A 19,663-nucleotide genomic window follows, 5' to 3' on the forward strand; every position below is an offset into this window, starting at 1 on the left:
AGCGATGAAATAAATGCTGGCTACCACGAGAGGCCCGAAAACTGGATACCAAGATCCAGGCCTAAGATAGGCGTTGACCGGCACAACCGCCAGGCTGGACAATACTTTTAACGAATCCAGCGTCATTACGACTTGGAGCGGATGGCACAACTAGAGCTCAGGAAAAAGCTACTAGACCTGCTGAAAGAGGACGAGGAATTACGCTATGCAGTAGCCGGCCTCCTAGGGCTGGAGGATCTCAGGGCGTCAGCCAAGAGGCTTGAAGACGCGGTGGCCAGGCTCGCAGAAGCCCAGGCAAGAGCCGAAGAGCAGCTTTCTGGAGTCGAGAGCAGGCTGACTAGACTGGAGGACGCGGTGGCCAAGCTTGCAGAAGCCCAGGTAAGAGCGGAGGAGAGACTCTCTGCGGTCGAGAGCCGGCTGACCAGATTGGAGGATACGGTGGCCAGGCTCGCAGAAGCCCAGGTAAGAGCAGAAGAGCGGTTAACGAGGCTCGAGAATACAGTAGCTAGGCTCGCAGAAGCACAGGCAAGAACGGAGGAGAGAGTGGCCAGGCTAGAGGATGCTGTAGCTAAGCTCGTAGAGGGGCTCAACATACTCCGATCCGAAGTGGGGAGGCTGTCAGAGGCCGTCGGCTTCGGGCTCGAGGATATCGCCAGAGCCCTCCTCCCGGGTTGGCTGCACAAGCACCTTGGAGTCGAGGTAGAGGATTTGAGGAGGGAGTTCCTCCTTGTCGGAGGCGAGGAGGTAGAAGTAGACCTCTACGGGGAGGGCTCTTTGAGGGGGGAGAGGGTAGTTGTTCTGGGAGAGGTCAAATCCAGGATTTACGACACAGACGTGGAGCGTTTCTACCGCCGCATCTACAGACCTGCCTCTGAGGCCCTCGCGCAGAAGACAGTTGGAGTGCTCTTCGGGTATCTCATCCACCCCTCGGCAAAGAAGAAGGCCCAGGATTTAGGCCTCTATGTCGTGGCCAGCTATGAGAGGTGACAGGCTCTCTACCTGCCCTGGCGCGAGGGCTCGAGCCCCAGTCCACCGGCCAGAAGCCCGCGACACCTTACACGTCGCCGATGTCTATGCCCCTCTCCCTGAGTTTCTGCACCAGCTCGGTGTACCACGCGGGAAGCTTTGTGATCCTCAGCGAGCGGGACGGCGTGTAGGGCTTTATGTCTAGAACCGGCGTCCCGTCAAAGAGATCCAGGCCGGACACCTCCAGGAACCTGCCTCTAACGCTCTTCAACTCGACTATCGACAGTGCCAACGGGTTTGGCCTATCCGGGCTATCCGTGGCGAAGACGCCTATAGCCGGCAAATCTTCCAGGGGTATCCCGAATCTCGCAAGCCTCCTAGGCTTTACTAGTAGCGGAGCCTGCCTTGAAAGGTGTAGGTACGCGATTACGATTACGTGCGAGAAGCCCTCGAGCCCTACCAGCCCCTCAGCGTACTCTTCGAAGACCTCGATGACCCCGTCCACACCCCTCAATGAAGACCTAACTTCTTCCGGGGTGGCTCTCGTGTGCACGACTCCTATCGGCTTGAGCTGTATGACTCCCCGCGTCACTGCCTGCACCCCACCGTTTAAAGAGGCCCTCCCGCGCCTTCAACGCCTCTCTTCAACTTCCTCGCCGCGCTCCTAACTGTCACTGCGACCCCTATCGCTGTGAGCAGGAGTACTGCAGGCCACGAGGGTACGCTCGTGTAAGTTACCGAGCAGTCGGTGGTGTTAACATCGCCGAGCGTCAGCATTGCATCCCACGCGAGCACGAGGGTTTTACTCGCGGCTTTCCCGCCGCACTTGAGCGCCGCCTCCGCGTAGAGCGCCGGTAGGCCGAGGCTTGAGAACCCTAGCCTCGCAGTCGCGTTGTAGACGACCCTCACGTCCACAGGCCCCTTCACGAGGATCTCAGGGGTCTCCCGCCTGGTCCCGTTAACTTCGTAGGCAACAGGGGCTATGTAGACGCCTGAAACGTTAAAGCTGGGAGACCTGACAGTTATGCTCTTCCCGCTGTCCACCCACTCCTCGTAGCTTGCGTTGAGCGCGAAAACTCTCACGAGGTACTGTCTCGTATAGGTGACCGTGTACACGCCGGGGCCGATAACCCTCGCGCCTGCCAGGTTGAAGCTTAAGCCCCTGTAGTGGACGACAGGCGACACTAGCCGTGTCCTGTTCCCGAAGTCCACCTGGGAGGGAACGAGCTCCTCGAGACCTGACCCTTCATCGAGCCACGCTGTCCTGGTCTCCAGGGCTACTATCGAGACGAGGAACTGTCTCCTGTAGACGCCCCGGATCTCGCCCGGCCCCTCGACCCTGTAGTCGCGGCCCACCTTGCCCCCCGAGAAGTAGATGCCCTCCAGTTTGTACCTAGTACCGTTCCCCAGGTCTATCTCTTCTGGCACAAGCGAGCCAACTTCAATGCCCTGAGCCACCCACTTCTCTACTCCTCCGGTCGGCAAGTAGACGCTAACCCTATACTGCCTAGTATAGTAGACCTCGACCACAGCGCCGGGCCAGACTCTCATAGAGCCGGCTGGCTTGCCGTCAATGTACACGCGCGGCTCCACAAGCCTAGTCCCGTTGCCGAAGTCTATGACCGGGGCAATGTACCTGGATATGTCCAGGCTCGTCGAGTAGAACACCCCCAGAGGCGTCCGAATAGTCACGAGGAAGAGCCAGGCCTGGAAGACGCGGGGCTCCCCCCTGCCAACGGTAACGGACGCCCCGCCCACCTGCTGCAAGCCAGCTACAGCCCTCTCGTAGGTGTTGCCCCCGACAGACCAAGCCGATACTGGCACGGCCCAGCGCCCCTCGCGGAGATATATGAGCTTCAGTGTAACACTCCCGCTCTCGACCACGGCTACGGGGTACCTGCTAGACTGCCCGGCCACCACGAGCTCCGCGTTCAGCGGGGCCCACTCCCACAGTAGGGGCTCGACGACAAAACCGGCCCATGAGACTCCCCCGGATGGGGTTATGATGACCGAGTCTACGAGGGATCCGTCCCTGTAGAAGCTTACTCTCACGCTATCGCCCGTGGTTTCGACGCCAACCTCGAGGCTCACGCGCGCGGCAAAGGGGGTCTGGGCTGCCGCGTAGACGTAGACGTCCCCCGCGCAGCCCCCCTGCTCCCCGCTGTAGTGCCTGACGTAGCCCTTCCCAGAAACCCTGTAAGGGTTGAGTTGCGCGAGGGAGCAGACCTGCTCCCTAGAGACAACTGTAGTATTCCAGATGTTTATGTTTACGAACACGCCGCTCTCCGACGCTATGAGGACTTCTTGAACCCAGTACACTTGCTGCGAGCCAGCCTTCGTCGCGACTTTTAGGTTTAGGTTCAGCTGAACGCTGAAGCCCCTAGTCGAGTAGGGGTAGCTGTAGCTGACTGCTCTAAAGTCTGGCGAAAAGGAGACTTCAGCTCTCGCCCCGGAGAAGTTGTACGAGTAAACAGTGTACGTGCCGTTCACGAGGGCTATGCCGAAGTCAGCTATGCCCGTTGGCGCCGCGGGGCCGAGAACAGTATTGGAGAGCTTCGCTGAGTGCTCCAGAGCCCAGGCGAGAGCAGGGTTTCCGCACAGCGTGGCCTTCACCGCCCCCCGGACTCTGGCAGTACTGCTGGAGGGGTTGAAGATTGCTAGCCCGACCCGTCTCGGGGAGCTGAAGGTAACTGTAAGCGGCTCCGAAAGCCGTGTGTAGGGACTTGTGGAGGCCAGCTCCCTGGAGCGCGTGAGGTCGTATACCACGACCCTCACAGGCGTGTCCGAGTAGAGTTGGGGGTAGAGAGTGACAGTAACGCTCCCAGAGATCCCGAAGTCCAGGGGGTAGTACCAGTAGTAGCTTGGCGCAACGCTGGCCTGGATGGTGTACGCTAGCGTCACGCAGTTGTCCTGGGCGTACGCCCGACTAGCCACTGCTAGGGAGACCGCCAGTAGCAGGAAGGCTAGGCCCAGTCTCACATGTACAACTTTTTCCGGCAGTAATTTATAGCCAGCTCTTCACCCCGAGAGTTCTGTCTGTGATGGATATCGAGTCCATAGGATCTTTCACTGATGCCGTTAGAGCTCTAATAGCGTCTACGTTATCCGGAACGACGACAGCCTCCTGGTGCACGGCATAGGCAAGAGCTACAGTGTACCCCTTCACAAGGACGCTACTACCCCACACGACGACCTCGTATATGTCGCCGAAGGGCCTGCCCGCATACCTCGCCAGCTCGCGCAGCTCAGCCGTAGATCTTATGTGGTCGCCCACCACGGAGACTCTAGGCGTCTCGTAGAGAGCCTCCAGAACGCTTGAAGGGCTCACGGGCTCCCGGAACTCCGCGAACAGGACGTGGAGGTGCGAGAGCGTCGTGGGGGCTACAATGGCATATGTATTCACTTCCAGGCTGGGGAAGAGCTCGGCTAAGTCGCGGGCGTGGTGTGAAGGGGGTGGAAGGCTTTCAAGGACTAAACCCTCGATGGGCCCTCTCCCCGTCTCCTTAGGGTCGGCTCCACGCCTCACCACTACGCCGTTCACCCTCCTCAGCGCACCGACCCTTGAAAGAGCATAGATAACTCTAGCCAGCCCCGTGGTGTTGCAAGAGAGAATTCTGAGATACTTCAAGCCCATGACTCTGCTGAAGTTCACTAGAGAGTTGAAGCTAGCATCTGCAACCCCGGGCTTTTCGCCGCCCTGGAAGACGGCCTTCCTCCCAGCCTTCTCGTATAGGAGTCTGTAGCTTGCCCCGACGCCGCTCGGGGTGGCATCCACGATCACGTCGCTCTTCAATACCATCTCCTCGATTGTGCCGGACGGCTTGATGCCGCTCCCTTCGAACTTCTCGATAGACTCCTCCGGGACGAAGACGTCCAACCCCATCTTCACGGCCAGTAGGGCCTCCCAGTCTGGCTTAGTCTTCGAGACCCCTACGAGCTCCATGTCGGGCTGGAGCTTGACGGCCCAGGCCACTCTCTTCCCAATCGTCCCGAAGCCGTTAACGGCTACCCTTATCACGTTAATAAACCACATGTTATTAATCTAAAATATTATTATTGATAAATCATGACAGAAAACTTCATGACTTCTGGCCTCTGCGAACTGGGGGTGTACAGGCTACTCCCCTCACTGCTCCTAGTACTAGGGTATGCATTGCAGGCAGTGACACCCAGACCCCTAGGCGAGCTCCTCCTGCTAGTGTTTCTCGCGGCGTCTATCTGCGCTGCCTCTGTCTTCTGGAGGGGTGCAATGCTACTGTTCCTCTCAGGCTCCCTAACAGGATTCATCTTCGAGGTTATAGGGCTCAGTACAGGGCTCCCTTTCGGCTCTTACACGTACCACTGGGCTGCGCCTAGAATCCTGGGGGTGCCTGTCCCCGTTGTGGTGGCCTGGGGCACGTACGTCTACACGTCCTACCTCTCCTCGCTGCCACTCCCGGGTAGGAGGGGTAGGGCTGTGGCAACAGTACTCTACATGGTTTTCCTCGACTTAGGGTTAGATCCGGTAATGGTGGAGCGGGGGCTTTGGGAGTGGACAGCACCGGGGTCCAGCTGGTTTGGAGTCCCTGTCTCGAACTTCGCCGGCTGGGGCCTAGTCACGGCCATAGCCGTCCTCGTCTACCAGAGGATTGTTAGGGATGAGCCTCAAGTACCGCGTATAGGCTCTCTCACGGTGCTCGCAGCATGCCTAGTAGTTGCGAGAGAAGCCACAGCGGCGACAATTGTACCCTTCATCTCCAGTTTCGCACTACTGACTACACTGTCTGCTCTAGTGTACGTTCTCGGCGGGAGAAAGAGTATAAAATAACATTAAAAAATAAAGTTACACAATTAGTTCTCCGCTGCGCTTGTAGAAGTGTACTTTCCTGAAGTCGAAGGCTATCTCGACTTCCTCGCCTACGTCGAACCTCTCTTCTGGGGACAGTACAGCCCTTACTAAGGATCCGTCTGGAGCCCGGAGGAAAGCGTACTCTTCGCGGCCGAGCCACTCAGTACTGTATACTGTGAAGCCCTTCCCCCTCTTTACTTTAATGTGCTCCGGCCTGAGCATTATCGTGACTCTAGTCTCCCCCCTTTCCTTGAATACTCCCGCCAGATCCTCCGGCAATGCAAAGGAGGCTCCGGCCACTTCAACCCGTGGGTGGGGCTCGAGAACTACCTCGGCGTCTAGCAGGTTGGCCGGAGGGCTACCTATAAAGCTTGCAACGAAGGTGTTTGCAGGGTTGTTGTAGAGTTCCTCAGGGGTGGCGTACTGCTGTAGCTCGCCTCTATTCATCACTGCTATTCTGTCTGCCAGGCTCATGGCCTCCGCCTGGTCGTGTGTGACGTAGATAGTGGTTATCCCCAGCTCCCTCTGAAGCCTCTTCAGCTCAGCTCTAACCTCGACGCGTATCTTGGCGTCCAGGTTGCTGAGTGGCTCGTCCATCAGGAATAGTTGGGGTTGCTTTACTATTGCACGTGCCAGTGCAACGCGCTGCTGCTGCCCGCCGCTCAGCTGCGAGGGCTTCCTGTTGAGGAGATCCTCGATCTTCAGCATGGAGGATACTTCCCGCACTCTCGCGTCGATCTCCTGTTTAGGTAGTTTCTTCAGCCGCAGGGGGAAGGCTATGTTCTCGTAGACAGTCATGTGGGGGTACAGCGCGTAGCTCTGGAAGACCATGCCTATATTCCTGTCCTTAGGCTCTAGGTCGTTGACAATGGTGTCGTCGAAGTATATGTACCCAGAGTTGGGTTTGTAGACGCCAGCTATCATTAGCAGCGTCGTTGTCTTCCCACACCCGCTGGGCCCCAGTAGCACGACGAACTCCTTGTCTTTTACCTCGAGGTTCAGGTTTTTCACGGCGTCTACTCCGCCTTTAAACGTTTTCGAAACGTTCTCCAACCTTACCCTAACCATACCCTATCACCCCTTAACACCACCTATCGTGACCCTAACCAGGTACTTCTCGCCCACTACGAATAGTACAACCACGGGTATTAAATAGAATACTGAGAGAGCAGCTATCAGTGAGAGGTTTATGCCGCCCATCTCCCCTATGAGGCTACGTATCAACAAGGAGAGCGTCCAGTTCGTCTGGGACTGGATGAACGTGTACACGAAGATGTACTCGCCCCAGCCACTTAGGAACGAGAAGAGCGCCACTGCGAAAATTCCCGGTTTAACCAGGGGCAGCATCACCCGGTAGAAGGCTCCCAGCCTGCTCGTGCCGTCAACGAGGCTTGCTATCTCCAAGTCCCATGGTATACTGTCGTAGAAGCCTTTAAGCACCCAGACTCCCAGCGGCAGGTCGACAGACATCTTCACAAGTACGACGCCTAGGATTGTGTTGAGCAGCTTCATCTCGCGTAGCATGAAGTACAGTGCTATGAGTAGGACAGAAGCTGGGACTCCGTGTATAATGAGGAATGTCCCCAGGAGCGTGCTACGCCCTCTGAAGCTGTAGCGGGAGATGATGTAACCGGCCATAGAGGATATTAAAACTACGAGTAGCATGTTCCCGAGGGCTAACACGAGAGTGTTGAGCGCAGTAGAGTAGACATTGGGGTAGAGCTTGCTGTAGACAGGGTCATTCTCGAACAGTATCCCCTTCCTTAGGTAGTTGAAGTTCTCCAGCGTGAAGCCCTTAATTGTAACAGGGCTCTCGCTAGACGCGAGTCCTAGGAGCAATACGATGGGAACTGCTATTATTACTAGAAGGATCAGGGCAAGCGCGTAGAGGAGGACAGTCGTAACTTTCACCCTCATAGACTCCCACCTACTCCATCTTCGGCTCAGCCATGAGCTCGCGGAGCCTGAATACTTTCCAGTATACGATCGAGAGAACAAGCCCTATTACGAGGAGTACGGACACGAAGACGGCTGCATAGCCGTACCGCATGGACGCTAAGTACTGCCCGAAAGCCAGGTGGTATGCCTGCAGTATCATGACTTCTGTCGAGTAGTAACCTGGGCCGCCGTCTAGGGTTAGTAGGATGTACTCGAAGGAGGCGAGGAGCGAGAGAGTCTGGTAGGCCACGACGAACGCTATGTGCCACTTTATCAGTGGGAGGATAATCCGCCTCACTATTGTGAGTTGTGACGCCCCGTCAACCTTAGCGGCTATGATGTAGTCCTGTGGTATGGCTTTTATGGCCGAGCTAAATATTACCATTCCAAAGCTACAGCCTATGAAGCCGTTGACTATGAACAGGAAAGGCCAGTAATACTTGAAAGTCCAGGGCACAGGTTGCCCCCCTAGCCCCCTTATAACCGTGTTCAAGAAGCCCGTGTCCATTGGAGAGAATATCCACATCATTATGAACGCGTAGATGACGGAGGGCATGACTCTAGGCAGGTACCAGAGCGCGCGCATTAACGTGCCGATAGTGTCGTGGATGTGTGTGGAGACTAGTGCGAGCAGAAGGCCCATGCCCACGTTAAAGGCGAGAGTCCCCGCGACGTAAATTATAGTATTCCTCACGAATATGAGAGTATTTATGTCTGTGACGAATTTCTGGTAGTTTGCAAGCCCAACCCACTCCCAGATAAACCTGTAGTCCAGGTTTGTGAGCGACATGAGGATAGTTAGTACAGCCGGGACTACCATGAAGACTACTATGACAAGGGTAGCCGGGATAAGCATGAGACTGAGTATAGCGATCCTCATTAAACGCCTCCTAGAAGCCATCCGGAGACACCTCTGAGAGAAAAAAAGAATTTTGTTTTCAGGTACTACTCTCTTATAATCACCTGGTCTCCAAGTGTGCTCTGGAGGTTCTGCTTAAATACCTGGAGGGCTTGGTCGGAGTTGAACTGTCCTGTCTCAATGCCCTTTATTACGTTAAAGATTATCGTGTTGTAGTCGCTCCACTTCGGGTGTAGGGGCTGGTACTTAGCGTACTCGACCATGTAGCCTGTAGCCGCAAGGAACGTGTCCTGCGTATAAACTGAGTCAGAGAGCTGACCGTGTAGTATTGCTAAGTGAGCACTCTTAACAGCATGCAATGAGTTGAGGTAGGGGTCTGTTGCCAGCGTGATTATGAGGAATGCAACTTCAGGGTGCTTACAAGTCTTAGATATGAAGTAGGCCTGTGGTTGTGACAGCGTTACAGGCTTTAGACCAGGCTCTCCAGCCGGGTATAGCGCGAAGCCAAACATCTGCCAGAACTTCTCCTCGGAAAGTCCGAAGGATCCTACCCATTGTCCTTTGTGCCAGGTGCCGCCGAACCAGAACAAGACCTTGCCAGCAACTACTGTGGGGTGTATATCACGGTTCCAATCGAGTGAAGTAATTTTGTCAGATATTACTTTCCTCTTCTGCATTGAAGCCTCGTAGAACCAGTCAAAGGTCTTCTTCCAGGCTTTCATGTCGGCAACAAGTTTCCCAGTGGCCGGATCTTGGAGTGTCCCGCCGAAGGCGAGGTAGACTATTGGCCAGTCAGGCCCGGCACTGGGTCTGTGCCAGATTCCGTACCCGGGTTGGACAACGCCCTTCTGTACAGCTTCCTCTGCGACTTTAAGCAGATCCCAGAGCGTGAACTCGCCCTTCCTTATCCTGTCCGGTAGCGAGTTTATCTGCTCGTCGGTCCAGCCCAGCTGCTTCAAGAGTAGCTTGTTGAAGTAGACAGGCCGTGCCTCTGTATCCTGGGGGATGCCCCAGATGCGGCCCTTGTAGGTCACAGAGTCCCAGAGCCCGCTTATGATGTCGTAGTAGGTCCAGTTCCAGTACTTCTTGACGTAGTCGTCGAGCGGTATTATCCAGCCGTTCTCGCTGAGTAGGGCCGCGTAGTGGTGCTCCATCTGGAAGATACAGGGGCCTGTCCCGCCCTGTAGGGCCAAGAACACCTTATTCCTGTAGTCTGTCCAGGAGGCTGTAGAGAAGTCTCCCTCAACCTTCACGGTAGCCGGTACACCCAGAGCCTTGAATATCGTGTTCAACCTGTTCGCTGCCTCTACAAGGTTTAGCTGCCTATATATGGACTCCCTCTCAGGCCCCTGCGTCCAGGCTGTAATAACTATTTCAACAGGCTTGCCCCCCTGCTGTTGTAATTGTTGTAGCTGTGCTTTTAGGCCCTGTAGCTCAGTCGCTAGCTTATCGTACTCAGACTTCGGGACGTACCCTTCCGCAGGGGCTGTTGGTGTAGTTGCCCAGTGTACTAGGTAGCCCGCTATGAAGCCTATTACAAGAGTAACTATGAGCAATAGTGCTGTTGTCTTCTGCAGTGGTTTTGACATGTTTATCGGGGTAGAGTGAAAGATAACTACTTATTTGTTTTTCTAGAAATATTTAAATGTTCATTTAAATTAAATCTATATACTCTATAGATTTTGAGAAATTGTGGATAATATGAGTTATTTTGTCCTCCTTATTTTAGCAATAGCCTTCTCTAGGCTATACTGAACCTTGGACAGTGTCTCGAGGGAAATTATGCTGGAGGTGAGGTATACGAGGCCGAGTGTCAGGGCAATGGAGAGCACGACGTAGATGAGAGCCTCGGGAGGCGGGCTGGAGCTGATAATGTCCTTGGCGAGGATTGTCGGCTGTGTTAGGGGGAACGTGTAGAGCACTGCTTTGAGTACGGGGCCAATCATGTTCGAGGGGGCGAAGACCACGAAGTAGCTAGGGAGAACCACGAGCATGCCTAGAGGACTCATCACTGTGTTAGCTATCCGGACGTCGCGGCTGAGCGCGCCTACAATGACGCCGAGGGCTGCTGCGAAGAAGAGTGATATGAGGAGGCTCGGGGCCAACAGTAGCATAGACTGAGGCGGGAACAGGTCTGCTAGGCCGGGGAAACTCACAGGCATGGGCTGTCCCGGAGCTGTTATGGCTGGAGCCGAGCCGAGAAAAGTCGCAAAGTACACCAGGAAGTACAGGAGCATACCCACGAGCTCGAGTGCGGAGCCCACCAGAGATACGATGAACATCCCCAGTAGTTTCGCTGTCAAGATATCGCGTGGCGGGACGGGCATTGTCAGCAGCGTCTCCAGGGTTCTCTCCTCGTTCTCCACGGCCATGGAGGTGGCAGACATCTGCATGACGACGAGGGATATCGACATTACGACCATTGGCACTAGTATCGCTGCCATTAGGAGGCCTGCCAGCGAAGTGGGGCCTGCGGGCAGGAACGTCTTCTTGCTCGCTATGTATGTCTGCGGCTTATAGACGACGGGGTTCAGGAGCACTTGTGGGTTAATGCCGGACTTGTTAGCGATGAGGGTGATGTAGAAGTTCTTCACTTGCTCCACTATCGGTTGTACCTCGACTCCCGAGAACATGGAGATCTCGTCTACGACAGAGAGTACTGTTATGTTCGCGGGCCTGCCCTGGGCTATACTGGTGGAGAAGCCTTCAGGCAGGATCACCACGACCCGTAGGCCTCTCCGGGATGCCGCCGCGGCTATGCTCTCGATGCTCCCGGGGGGTATTTCGGTTACGTTGAAGCCCGCTCTTGCCAGCCACTGGATGAGGGCCTTCGAGTAAGCGCCTGTGTCGAGGTCTACGACGCCGATGTTCTGGGCGCCCCGCACCGCCTGCTCTACCGCTGACTTCATGGGTACAGATATCACGAGAGCCACTACAGGCAGTATGAGGGCGCTCAGTATAAATGGTACTAGTATCCTGGGGTCTCTCAGCAGATCCTTGACTTCCTTGGCGAGGAGCGGGACTATCACCTGCCACCACCTTTTACCACCTTAAAGAAGACCTCCTCGAGGTTGTGTGCGCCGTACTTTTCAACGAGATCCCTGACGTGCCCCTCCTCTAGAACCCTCCCCCTGTCGATCAGTGCGACACGGGTGCAGACGTCCTCTACTTCCAGCATGTTATGGCTAGACATGAGCACGGTCACGCCGAGGCTCCTGGCGTACTCCCTCACTATGTCGCGTATCTCCTTGGCCTGCACCACGTCCAGCCCGGCAGTAGGCTCGTCAAGAATGGCTAGCTTAGGCCTCACCATGAGGGCCCTCGCAACCTGCACCCTCCGCTTCATCCCCTTGCTGTAGGACTTCATCTTCTCATGGATCTTCTCGCCTAGCCCCGCGATCTCCACGCCAACTTCTACTGCTTCTTCAGCCTCCCTGGTCTTGCCGAAGTAGAGCTCAGCCACCATCCTGAGAAACTCGTAGCCCGTGATGTTCCTGTAGGTTCCAGCGTCTTCGGGGAGATAGGACGTCTGCTTCTTGACTCTGAGCGAGCCGGGCTTCTCGCCGAGGACGAGCACCTCGCCCCGCGTAGGGTAGAGCAAGCCGGCCAGTATCCTGAAGGTCGTCGTCTTCCCCGCGCCGTTGGGGCCTATGAGCCCGAAGACCTCGCCTTCATCGACAGCAAAGCTCACGCCGTTCAGCGCCCTAAAGCCGCCGAAGTCTTTAACAAGATCCTTGACAAGGACTACAGTCATTGTTAGCGCTTGGGAAAACGATATAAATAAAACTTTCGTTAGAAATAAGAGTAGAGGCGGGCGGCTTGGAAGACCCCTCGCGTTACTGTGAAAACGTCTATATATGCTTGGTCTCGACGCTCGCTGTAACAGTTGTGGCGTTCTACGTGGGGGTTTTGCTCGCGAGGGTTAACCAACTTCTCCTCCCCCTCCTCCTGACTCTATCCGTATACCCCGGCTTCCTGAGAATGGTCTCCAGTAACAGGCTCTCAGCCGCACTGGTACTCGTCTACTCCTGGGTTCTAGTCTCGTCGCTGCTCATGATAAACTCTGCATTCACAGGGCTCGTCCACGGAGGCCTGGTAGCTAAAGGCGAGGAATACGTGCGCGAGATGTTCGAGTGGATCAAGACTAGTAGGGGGGCAGAGGGGAACCCCTCACTGTTCTTCGTTCCCAAGGTTGTAGAGGTGGTTGTTTTCTCGCTGGCCACGCTCCTCACTGTAGGGTTTGCTGGCCTCCTCATGGGTGCCTACCTCCTAGACTACATGAACTTCTACGTCGGAGTCCTACTCACGTACGCAAAGCCGGGGCACTTCCTCGAGGTCGCACTCCTGTCCTGGCAGGTCTACGCTATCCTGAGGGTTTTAGGGTACGTGATGCTTGGGACAGCCCTTACAAGAGTATCCTGGCTCCTAGTGAAGGAGCGTCGAGTCGTGGTAGAAGAGGGCGTAAAGAGGCTACTTGTCTACGCACTCGCGCTGATAGCCCTCGACTTCATCCTTAAAGGCACTGTTGCAAACGCACTGTACCAGCCGCTCCTCAAAGCATGCACAGCACTCCCACCCTGAAAAACGAAAACTGAGCCTGGATCCTATTGACCCGTGCACTCCAGCCCGCTACGGTACTCTAGGCGCTCACACGCGCTTTGACAGGCTGTTGCTGCAAGGTGGTGTAGAGGAGCAGTGGGGCTGGCTCTAGCTTGCCTGTTCTAGGGTCAACCCTGAGCCCGAGGAGCTCTAGGGTTACGGATCCTACCAATACTCTGCTTATTATGTCGCTCACCCAGACCTCGGATATCGTCTCCCTATCCCCTATCGCGATGACTGCAACTCCCCTGTCCACAATTATCATGCCGGCCCCCGTCTCTACCTGATCCCTTCTAACAACCTTTATCCCCAGTTCCTCGGCTAGGCTTCTGGAAATGACAGAGAGAGTGGCCCCGTGTTGACGAGAGCGTCCATAGCAACGCACTTCGACTTGTCTAGCGAGCATATCCTTGCTTCAACGGTTATGTGGTCCATATCCGCCCCATGTATAAGGAGCCGCCGGGCTTAAAGCTTGAGGTGGAGAGCCTGAGGCCTCCGGTGGTTATTCTAAAATTTTTATATCTTCGGCTCTTCTTATGCAGAACCGTATGACGGAGGTATACCAACAACCGGGATCTGGCACTCCCAACGGCCTCTACGTCTACTCTAGGGAGAAGAAGGGGTGGATTCTACTGGATAGATTCTGGCTGGGAGATAACGGCCTACACGTCATCTACTTTGACAACACGCTATGCCCCGCGTGTAGACGCTTCGACAAAGTGTGGTTCCCCTTCGTCGAGAAGAACGCCGATCAGGCTGGGAACACTTACTTCATGATAGCCCTCTGCAACTGGTTTGCGAAGCAGTGTGACTCGGAGCCCGCCAGGAGGCTCTTCGAGATATTTGACGTCCACGTGTCCCCAACCATAGTATTCCTACTGCGGGAGAACGGGAAGGTGAAGAAGAGTTTCAAGAACGAGGGCTCGATGACTATGGAAAAGCTTACGCTAACGTACGTTCTCTTCACTATGCAGGCTTAAGCTCCTCTAAGGCGTTTTTTGCGGCCTTTCTCACGGCCTCCCTACTGTTGTGCTTGGGCTTCCACCCGAGGGACACAAGCTTAGATATATCTAGGTGCATGTACTTCACGTCGCCCACCCAACCTCTACCCCCGTCAACCCCTCCCGTGAACTTGTAGTGAACGCCGCTTAGCCCCATCACCTCCACAACAATGTCCGCTACCTCTACTACTGTTATGGAGTCCTCGCTCCCGACGTTGTAGGCCTCAAACCCGCCCTGAGTCGCGAGCCAGGCATGGAGCGTTGCCTCAACGGCGTCTTCGATCCAGACGTAGCTTTTCTTCTGCGTCCCGTCTCCTAAAATCTCGAGCTCCCGGGGGTTCTGGAGCAGTTTCCAGACGAAGTCCCTCACGACTCCTCTCTTAGCCCTCGGGCCCACGACGTTAGCATACCTGAGTGCGACGGCTTTGAAGCCGAACGTGTGGGCGTACGCCGAGAGCAGCGACTCGCAAGAGAGCTTTGAGGCCCCGTAGAGCGATATAGGCCTCATGGAACCGTAGTCTTCGGGCGTGGGGAGGACTTTGGCGTCGCCGTACACAGTGCTCGTCGAGGCGAAGACCACGTCTCTCACGCCATGCCTCCTCATTGCCTCAAGCAGGTTGTGCGTGGCCAGAATATTGTTCTCGAAGTGTTCCTGTGGATCCCCTACTCGGACTTCAGGATTCGCCGCGAAGTGGAACACCGCGTCCACTCTCTTCTCGAATGCCTTCTCCAAGTCGCTCGGCGACCTTAAATCCCCTCTTACGACCTCGACCTCGTCGAGGACGCTCAAGAGGTTTTCGATCCTGCCGGACGAGAAGTTGTCGAAGACTACTACGCTGTAGCCCTCTCTGACGAGCCTCTCGGCAAGGTGGCTCCCTATGAAGCCAGCCCCTCCTGTTACGACAACCCTCATGGGCACACCTACGCCAAGCCTATTAGCCTTGCTCTCGGTAGCTTCAAGCCGGGCTGTATGGCTGTTAGCAGCTTCACGACGGTATTGTAGTGCTCCTCGGCGTCCGTGTTTGAGAAGCTCCTAGCCGAGCCGGGGTATATTTCCAGGCTGAAGTCGCTCCCGTCCTCTAGCTCCACTCTGAGGTAGACGAGGGGCATCTCATTGCCCTTGTAGTCAAGGCCCCCGCGGGCAAAGCCGAAAGACGTAAAAGCCGTGTTAAGCTTTTTCTCGAGTTCTTCTTTTAGCTGTGAGGGCTCCCTCTTCAAGATCTCGCCTAGGAAGTCCTCTCCCCCTTCAAACTCGATAACGCCGTAGCTGTATACTACGTCCCCGACGGAGAAAATACTCAGCTTCACAGGCAATAGAGGCTGTGGTTGTAGATAAAGCTATCACTACCGCCTAGTAATTACGAACTCGCAGTAGGGGTCTCCCCTCTTTACGCACTTCGTCTCCGAGGGGAGAACGTCCCTCATGCCAACACCCCAGCTCGCGGCAACGAACCCTGCCAGCATCCCTCTAATCATCATGCTCTCGGCCTCCTCAATGCCTGCTAGAGCCTTGCACTCGACATTGTCGTGAACTCTAGCCACGAACTTCTCGTCGCTCCACTCGAGGATCTCCAGTACACCGTAGCCCATCAGAGTGAAAGCCCTGGCAGCAAGCACGGCAATGTCCTCCCTCCTCTTCAGGAGCTTCGAGTAGAAGTCCCTGTAAGCACTCGCGCCGGCCTCGAAGAACGTGTAGTAGAGTATAGAGCCGAACCCCGTCCCGAGCTGGGACCATCCTGCCAGGAGGAACTTGCTTAAAACCTCTCCGCGCATGATGACAGACCTTTGACCTCCCAGTAGTGGAGGGTAGCCCCAGGGGTCAGCGCTTACCCCGTTGCTTATGGGCGGCGCGAACTCAGCTCTCCTCACCATGTTAACTCTGCTTAGACAGTCCGTTACCCTCCTGGCAGTAGAAGAGTCGGGTACATCTGCAACGACGAAAGCCCAGAGTTCACGCGTTTCTTCATTCCAGGATACGTGGAGTGTCAGTATGGGGACGTTATTCCTAGAGAAGCACTCTAGGCACTCTATTAAAACTCCCCTGGCAAGCAATGCTTCCTCACTGTATACTATCCGGAACATGTAGGTAGAGGTTGAGGGGAGAATGAAGATACGCCCAAGCTCGTATGACATGAGCCCTTTGAAGCGAGAGAGCATACATTTGTACTTTGTTGCCTTTTCTCTTATAAATTTTGTTCCAAAATACATGGGTCAGATACGGCCGCACTCTTCACGTCTCCGTAAGCCCTCCGGTTGATCGTCATCCCCCGTTTTACTCAAAGAACCCGCGAATATGTTTTTCTCACAAGCTCTTCTTTGCTCTACGCCGTAGCGAAAAGGAGACTACAAGGGCTACTACGAGGAGAACAGTAGCCGTGGTTGCCTCGGCTGGGACTTGTGGAGTTATCTCGAGTGCTGCCCTGGCGTGCTCGTAGCCCTCCGACGATGCCTCTGCGAGTATCCTTATCTTGCATAAAAAGAGAGGGGTTACGTGGAAGCTAGCTACGCCGTCCTCGCGTGTCTGGAGGGTGAATGTTCTCCTCGTGAGGCAGTCCTCGTAGTCGACTGTTATGTTTACTCCGGGTGCCGGGGGGCTAGTCTTCACGCGTATTGTCGCGTTCTCGAACAGGAGTACCTCGCGTGGCTCTATCTCGAGGCTTAGAGGCCTGGGGGCTACTGTGAAGTTTATTCTCGCGTAGCTGGGGATAGAGTTCGGGTTGGAAGCGAAAAACTCGACGACCCACACGCCCGTCTTATTTGCTTTTAACTCGAGGGTGCAGGGGCACCTTAGAGTGAGCGTGTACTGGACTTTATCGGGCCTCAAAACTATGACTTCGCATACTGTACCGGGTTGAGTGTCTACAGTTATCGCGACGTTGTCCTGGAAGTAGGCTAGAGGCTTGTACCGGAGCCTCAGTGGTACTCTACCTGTAATGCTTTCAAGCGGGGTTTGCTTGTACGAGTAGCTCTGCCTTGCCTCGACAGAACCTGTATACTTGTAGTAGACGAAGACTACGGGCCTACTCTCAAATCCCTCGCCTAAGCCCGCGACGAGGCGTATGTAGCCGGGGCCTGGAGGGTCTACACCAACCCTAAAGCCGGGTCTCTGGGGCTCCACTGGGAGCCAGCCGTAGCCCGGGATGTATACCTCAGCCCAGGCGTGTAGGTACTCTCTCCCCTCGGCACTCGGGGGTGTCGCGAGGAGGCCTCCGGCAACTCTAGCCGGGATGCCAGAGGCTCTAGCAAGGGCTACGAAGAGCCTCGCGTACTGTAGACACACTCCCTGCCTCGAGTGCAGCGTCCATAGTGCCCCTAGCTCCCAGGAGGCGGAGATTGTGCCTAGAGCAGGGTTGTATGCTATAGTAGTAGAGGTGTAGTCTGCTATCTTTTTCACTGCCTCCAGCACTGTCTGCGAGCCGGAAGTCAGTTTGCTCGCCAGCGCTCTGATCTCAGGCGAGTTTGATTCAATGTACTTCTCCGGCTTGAGGAATACTTTCAGCGCCTCAGGCAGGTTTGCCAGAGAGCTCATCGGGGCGTCTTCGGTCACATGCCTAGCTGTCTCTACCACAGCGAACTTCACAGCGATCTTGAGAGGCCTAGAACCGACCTCTAAACCCTTGTAGACTGCGTAGATGTTCCCAAAGGCGTCGCGGTAGTAGGAGAGAGGGGCTGGAGTTATCAGCGGCCCAGCTACTACAGCTGTTGTAGAGGTGTTGGCAGGCAGGGAGAGGTAGAGTTCCTCGATTCTACCGTTACCCGTGAGCTCGACGCTGTATACAACCTCGTACATGTTCCTCCTGGAGGCGTAAGCTTCTATGAAGAAGTCGAGTTTCCTCAGGCTCTGAACGCCTCCCGCATACGCCGAGACTTCCAGCGTGTAGTACCCTGTGATCATGTCGGGTGTTACGTTGAACGCAAACGTGAAAACCCACTCTTCGTAGCCCCCGACGAGCCTAGACTGTTTACTCGAGGCTCTATCCACGAGGACAGCCCCCAGAGGGTCTAGAACCTGGAGGCCTAGGTCTAGCTGGTACCGCGTGCCCGGGCTCCCAGAGACTACGACTTTTGCCTCTACGGCTAGAACTTCGCCCACTCTAAACGTTCTGTCTGGGCGCGGGTAGAAACTGCCGTCCTTCAGGACTCCCAGAGTGACTTCCCGTACTTCAACGCTTGAGACTCCAGGGCTGCTCGTAGCTACTAATGCTACGAGCGGGCCGGCTAGAAGCAAGTACAGGAGAGAAACTACGAGCAGTTTAGAGCTAGCCACGCTAGATCTTGGGCATGCGAGACTATAACCTTTCTCTCCGGGTAACAGGCCGTAGAGCACAGGGGTCGTCTGTGATGATGCCGTCTACACCCATTCTGAACAGTTTCTCTGCCTCTTCCAGGCTGTTCACAGTCCAGGTGATTATGCTGTAGCCCTCTGCTTTGATCCTCTCGGCGATCTCATGGGTTAGAATGTCGTGTGCTGGGAGTATAGCTACAGCCTCTAGTTTCCTCGCTATCTCGAGGTACTCTTCGTCCCAATCTTCTAAGAGTATCCCTACATATACCCTTGGATCGAGCTTCTTGATCTTCTCTAGGGGCGCTGGCAGAAAGGACGTTATAATTGCTTCATCGACCATTTCTAGCTCGTGGAGGGCTTCTACGACCTCCTCCTCTACTCCTGGAACCTTCACCTCGATGTCGACGTACAGCCTTCCTTTAGCCATGGCAAGAACTTCTCTGAGTGTTGGGATCCGGGCCCTGCCGTGCACTCTGACTTTCGACAGCTCTTTGTAATTCGCTTCGCTAACTCTCAAGTTGACCCCGGCAACTCTCTCGAGCTCGTCGTCGTGCACTATCACTGGTACACCGTCTGCAGTTGCGCGCACGTCGAATTCTATGCCTGTTGCACCGCACTCCAGTGCTTTGAAGAAGCCGGGGAGAGTGTTCTCGGGGGCTAGGGCTTTCGCGCCTCTGTGGCCAGTCAGTATGAACTTTCTCCCAAGTTCGCCCATATGTGCTGGGAAAGCCTAACCCTCTGATAAAAACCTTGCCTGAAATAACTAAAAAATTTAAATTAGACTGCCTAGTAGCAAGAGTGATAGAAGATGGGATACATACCTAAGGCTCTTCTCAGGCGGTTATACGTGAAGGGGAGCATGAGGGCCACAGGCGAAGAACTGTCCTTCAAGGTTAAAAACACGCTCATAACAGCACAGGTCGACGCACCCATAAAGGTACAAGTGGACGGTAGCCCCGTTAAATCTGAGGACTTAACAATCCTAGTGAACGGGCAACCCTATACTGGCCAGCCGTCGCCATCATCGCCCTTGGAGGTTCCAGTTGGAACAGAGCTCGAGTTCCGCATTAAAGGCCCCTATTCTAAGGGCAAGCATAAAGTTAGCGTAGAGGTGTCTGTCAAGGGATACGGAACCGGCACGATCGAATTCGAAGACGAAGCCCAGTAAAGAAGCCTTTTTTTTTAAT

20 protein-coding genes are annotated in these 19,663 nt (G+C 55.2%); 5 read left to right on the forward strand and 15 right to left on the reverse strand.

Features of this window, described 5'->3' with window-relative positions; translation table 11 throughout:
• Window positions 1-132: 132 nt before the first annotated feature.
• Complete coding sequence (locus IG193_RS01390; RefSeq protein ID WP_192819116.1) at window positions 133-987, forward strand: coiled-coil domain-containing protein; 855 nt, start codon at window positions 133-135, stop codon at window positions 985-987.
• Window positions 988-1,054: 67 nt separating this feature from the next.
• Here the strand turns inward: IG193_RS01390 and tsaA are convergent, their stop codons facing one another.
• Genes tsaA through IG193_RS01405 form a run of 3 tightly spaced genes read right to left on the reverse strand, consistent with a single transcriptional unit; the run spans window position 1,055 to window position 4,984 of the window.
• Window positions 1,055-1,558 carry a tRNA (N6-threonylcarbamoyladenosine(37)-N6)-methyltransferase TrmO gene (gene tsaA / locus IG193_RS01395; protein WP_225876101.1) on the reverse strand — a complete coding sequence of 168 codons (504 nt, stop codon included), beginning with the start codon at window positions 1,556-1,558 and terminating at the stop codon, window positions 1,055-1,057.
• A 17-nt stretch (window positions 1,559-1,575) separates the two neighbouring features.
• Window positions 1,576-3,945, reverse strand: a complete 2,370-nt coding sequence (locus IG193_RS01400; protein WP_192819117.1) for a thermopsin family protease — start codon at window positions 3,943-3,945, stop codon at window positions 1,576-1,578.
• A gap of 25 nt (window positions 3,946-3,970) precedes the next feature.
• Window positions 3,971-4,984, reverse strand: a complete 1,014-nt coding sequence (locus IG193_RS01405) for a type II glyceraldehyde-3-phosphate dehydrogenase (RefSeq protein WP_192819118.1) — start codon at window positions 4,982-4,984, stop codon at window positions 3,971-3,973.
• A 63-nt stretch (window positions 4,985-5,047) separates the two neighbouring features.
• Between IG193_RS01405 and IG193_RS01410 the strand changes: the two genes are divergently transcribed.
• Window positions 5,048-5,773 (forward strand): carotenoid biosynthesis protein, encoded by a 726-nt coding sequence (locus tag IG193_RS01410; RefSeq protein WP_192819119.1) that lies wholly within the window; start codon window positions 5,048-5,050, stop codon window positions 5,771-5,773.
• A 15-nt stretch (window positions 5,774-5,788) separates the two neighbouring features.
• On the opposite strand, the gene IG193_RS01415 is transcribed toward IG193_RS01410, so the two are convergent.
• The 6 genes from IG193_RS01415 to IG193_RS01440 form a co-directional block, all read right to left on the reverse strand.
• On the reverse strand, window positions 5,789-6,862 hold the full coding sequence (locus IG193_RS01415; RefSeq protein ID WP_192819120.1) for an ABC transporter ATP-binding protein: 1,074 nt from the start codon (window positions 6,860-6,862) through the stop codon (window positions 5,789-5,791).
• Window positions 6,863-6,868: 6 nt separating this feature from the next.
• A complete protein-coding gene (locus IG193_RS01420; protein ID WP_192819121.1) occupies window positions 6,869-7,711 on the reverse strand; it encodes a carbohydrate ABC transporter permease in 843 nt (280 codons plus the stop codon).
• 10 nt (window positions 7,712-7,721) lie between these two features.
• Complete coding sequence (locus IG193_RS01425; protein WP_192819122.1) at window positions 7,722-8,633, reverse strand: carbohydrate ABC transporter permease; 912 nt, start codon at window positions 8,631-8,633, stop codon at window positions 7,722-7,724.
• A 44-nt stretch (window positions 8,634-8,677) separates the two neighbouring features.
• Window positions 8,678-10,180 (reverse strand): ABC transporter substrate-binding protein, encoded by a 1,503-nt coding sequence (locus IG193_RS01430; protein ID WP_192819123.1) that lies wholly within the window; start codon window positions 10,178-10,180, stop codon window positions 8,678-8,680.
• A gap of 117 nt (window positions 10,181-10,297) precedes the next feature.
• Window positions 10,298-11,620, reverse strand: a complete 1,323-nt coding sequence (locus IG193_RS01435) for an ABC transporter permease (RefSeq protein WP_192819124.1) — start codon at window positions 11,618-11,620, stop codon at window positions 10,298-10,300.
• Window positions 11,617-12,345, reverse strand: a complete 729-nt coding sequence (locus IG193_RS01440; RefSeq protein ID WP_192819125.1) for an ABC transporter ATP-binding protein — start codon at window positions 12,343-12,345, stop codon at window positions 11,617-11,619. Before IG193_RS01440 ends, IG193_RS01435 begins: the two co-directional genes overlap by 4 nt.
• A gap of 65 nt (window positions 12,346-12,410) precedes the next feature.
• Here IG193_RS01440 and IG193_RS01445 point away from each other — a divergent pair, with 65 nt between their 5' ends.
• Complete coding sequence (locus IG193_RS01445) at window positions 12,411-13,172, forward strand: hypothetical protein (RefSeq protein WP_192819126.1); 762 nt, start codon at window positions 12,411-12,413, stop codon at window positions 13,170-13,172.
• A 58-nt stretch (window positions 13,173-13,230) separates the two neighbouring features.
• Here IG193_RS01445 and IG193_RS01450 read toward each other — a convergent pair whose 3' ends face one another.
• On the reverse strand, window positions 13,231-13,596 hold the full coding sequence (locus tag IG193_RS01450; protein WP_225876102.1) for an aspartyl protease: 366 nt from the start codon (window positions 13,594-13,596) through the stop codon (window positions 13,231-13,233).
• A 142-nt stretch (window positions 13,597-13,738) separates the two neighbouring features.
• Between IG193_RS01450 and IG193_RS01455 the strand changes: the two genes are divergently transcribed.
• Window positions 13,739-14,170 carry a thioredoxin family protein gene (locus IG193_RS01455; protein ID WP_192819127.1) on the forward strand — a complete coding sequence of 144 codons (432 nt, stop codon included), beginning with the start codon at window positions 13,739-13,741 and terminating at the stop codon, window positions 14,168-14,170.
• Here IG193_RS01455 and IG193_RS01460 read toward each other — a convergent pair.
• The 5 genes from IG193_RS01460 to IG193_RS01480 all read right to left on the reverse strand — a co-directional run bounded on the left by IG193_RS01460 (window position 14,157) and on the right by IG193_RS01480 (window position 19,191).
• A complete protein-coding gene (locus tag IG193_RS01460; protein ID WP_192819128.1) occupies window positions 14,157-15,104 on the reverse strand; it encodes an NAD-dependent epimerase/dehydratase family protein in 948 nt (315 codons plus the stop codon). The genes IG193_RS01455 and IG193_RS01460 overlap by 14 nt on opposite strands.
• Before the next feature lie 8 nt (window positions 15,105-15,112).
• Complete coding sequence (locus tag IG193_RS01465) at window positions 15,113-15,499, reverse strand: hypothetical protein (RefSeq protein WP_192819129.1); 387 nt, start codon at window positions 15,497-15,499, stop codon at window positions 15,113-15,115.
• A gap of 36 nt (window positions 15,500-15,535) precedes the next feature.
• Window positions 15,536-16,348 carry a 4-vinyl reductase gene (locus tag IG193_RS01470; RefSeq protein WP_192819130.1) on the reverse strand — a complete coding sequence of 271 codons (813 nt, stop codon included), beginning with the start codon at window positions 16,346-16,348 and terminating at the stop codon, window positions 15,536-15,538.
• 145 nt (window positions 16,349-16,493) lie between these two features.
• Window positions 16,494-18,458 (reverse strand): transglutaminase-like domain-containing protein, encoded by a 1,965-nt coding sequence (locus IG193_RS01475; RefSeq protein ID WP_192819131.1) that lies wholly within the window; start codon window positions 18,456-18,458, stop codon window positions 16,494-16,496.
• 22 nt (window positions 18,459-18,480) lie between these two features.
• Window positions 18,481-19,191 carry a glycerophosphodiester phosphodiesterase gene (locus IG193_RS01480; protein ID WP_192819132.1) on the reverse strand — a complete coding sequence of 237 codons (711 nt, stop codon included), beginning with the start codon at window positions 19,189-19,191 and terminating at the stop codon, window positions 18,481-18,483.
• 93 nt (window positions 19,192-19,284) lie between these two features.
• Here IG193_RS01480 and IG193_RS01485 point away from each other — a divergent pair, with 93 nt between their 5' ends.
• Complete coding sequence (locus IG193_RS01485) at window positions 19,285-19,644, forward strand: hypothetical protein (protein ID WP_192819133.1); 360 nt, start codon at window positions 19,285-19,287, stop codon at window positions 19,642-19,644.
• Window positions 19,645-19,663: the final 19 nt, after the last annotated feature.

The sequence above is a fragment of the Infirmifilum lucidum genome, assembly GCF_014876775.1.
In the GTDB taxonomy this organism is placed as follows: domain Archaea; phylum Thermoproteota; class Thermoprotei; order Thermofilales; family Thermofilaceae; genus Thermofilum; species Thermofilum lucidum.

Excerpts from the sequence above, each read along its gene's own strand:
- IG193_RS01455 (WP_192819127.1), top strand. The coding sequence starts at position 13,739 with ATGACGGAGGTATACCAACAACCGGGATCTGGCACTCCCAACGGCCTC.
- IG193_RS01485 (WP_192819133.1), top strand. The coding sequence starts at position 19,285 with ATGGGATACATACCTAAGGCTCTTCTCAGGCGGTTATACGTGAAGGGG.
- IG193_RS01450 (WP_225876102.1), bottom strand. The coding sequence starts at position 13,596 with ATGCTCGCTAGACAAGTCGAAGTGCGTTGCTATGGACGCTCTCGTCAA.
- IG193_RS01410 (WP_192819119.1), top strand. The coding sequence starts at position 5,048 with ATGACTTCTGGCCTCTGCGAACTGGGGGTGTACAGGCTACTCCCCTCA.
- IG193_RS01425 (WP_192819122.1), bottom strand. The coding sequence starts at position 8,633 with ATGGCTTCTAGGAGGCGTTTAATGAGGATCGCTATACTCAGTCTCATG.
- IG193_RS01460 (WP_192819128.1), bottom strand. The coding sequence starts at position 15,104 with ATGAGGGTTGTCGTAACAGGAGGGGCTGGCTTCATAGGGAGCCACCTT.
- IG193_RS01430 (WP_192819123.1), bottom strand. The coding sequence starts at position 10,180 with ATGTCAAAACCACTGCAGAAGACAACAGCACTATTGCTCATAGTTACT.
- IG193_RS01470 (WP_192819130.1), bottom strand. The coding sequence starts at position 16,348 with ATGCTCTCTCGCTTCAAAGGGCTCATGTCATACGAGCTTGGGCGTATC.
- IG193_RS01420 (WP_192819121.1), bottom strand. The coding sequence starts at position 7,711 with ATGAGGGTGAAAGTTACGACTGTCCTCCTCTACGCGCTTGCCCTGATC.
- IG193_RS01480 (WP_192819132.1), bottom strand. The coding sequence starts at position 19,191 with ATGGGCGAACTTGGGAGAAAGTTCATACTGACTGGCCACAGAGGCGCG.
- IG193_RS01415 (WP_192819120.1), bottom strand. The coding sequence starts at position 6,862 with ATGGTTAGGGTAAGGTTGGAGAACGTTTCGAAAACGTTTAAAGGCGGA.
- IG193_RS01440 (WP_192819125.1), bottom strand. The coding sequence starts at position 12,345 with ATGACTGTAGTCCTTGTCAAGGATCTTGTTAAAGACTTCGGCGGCTTT.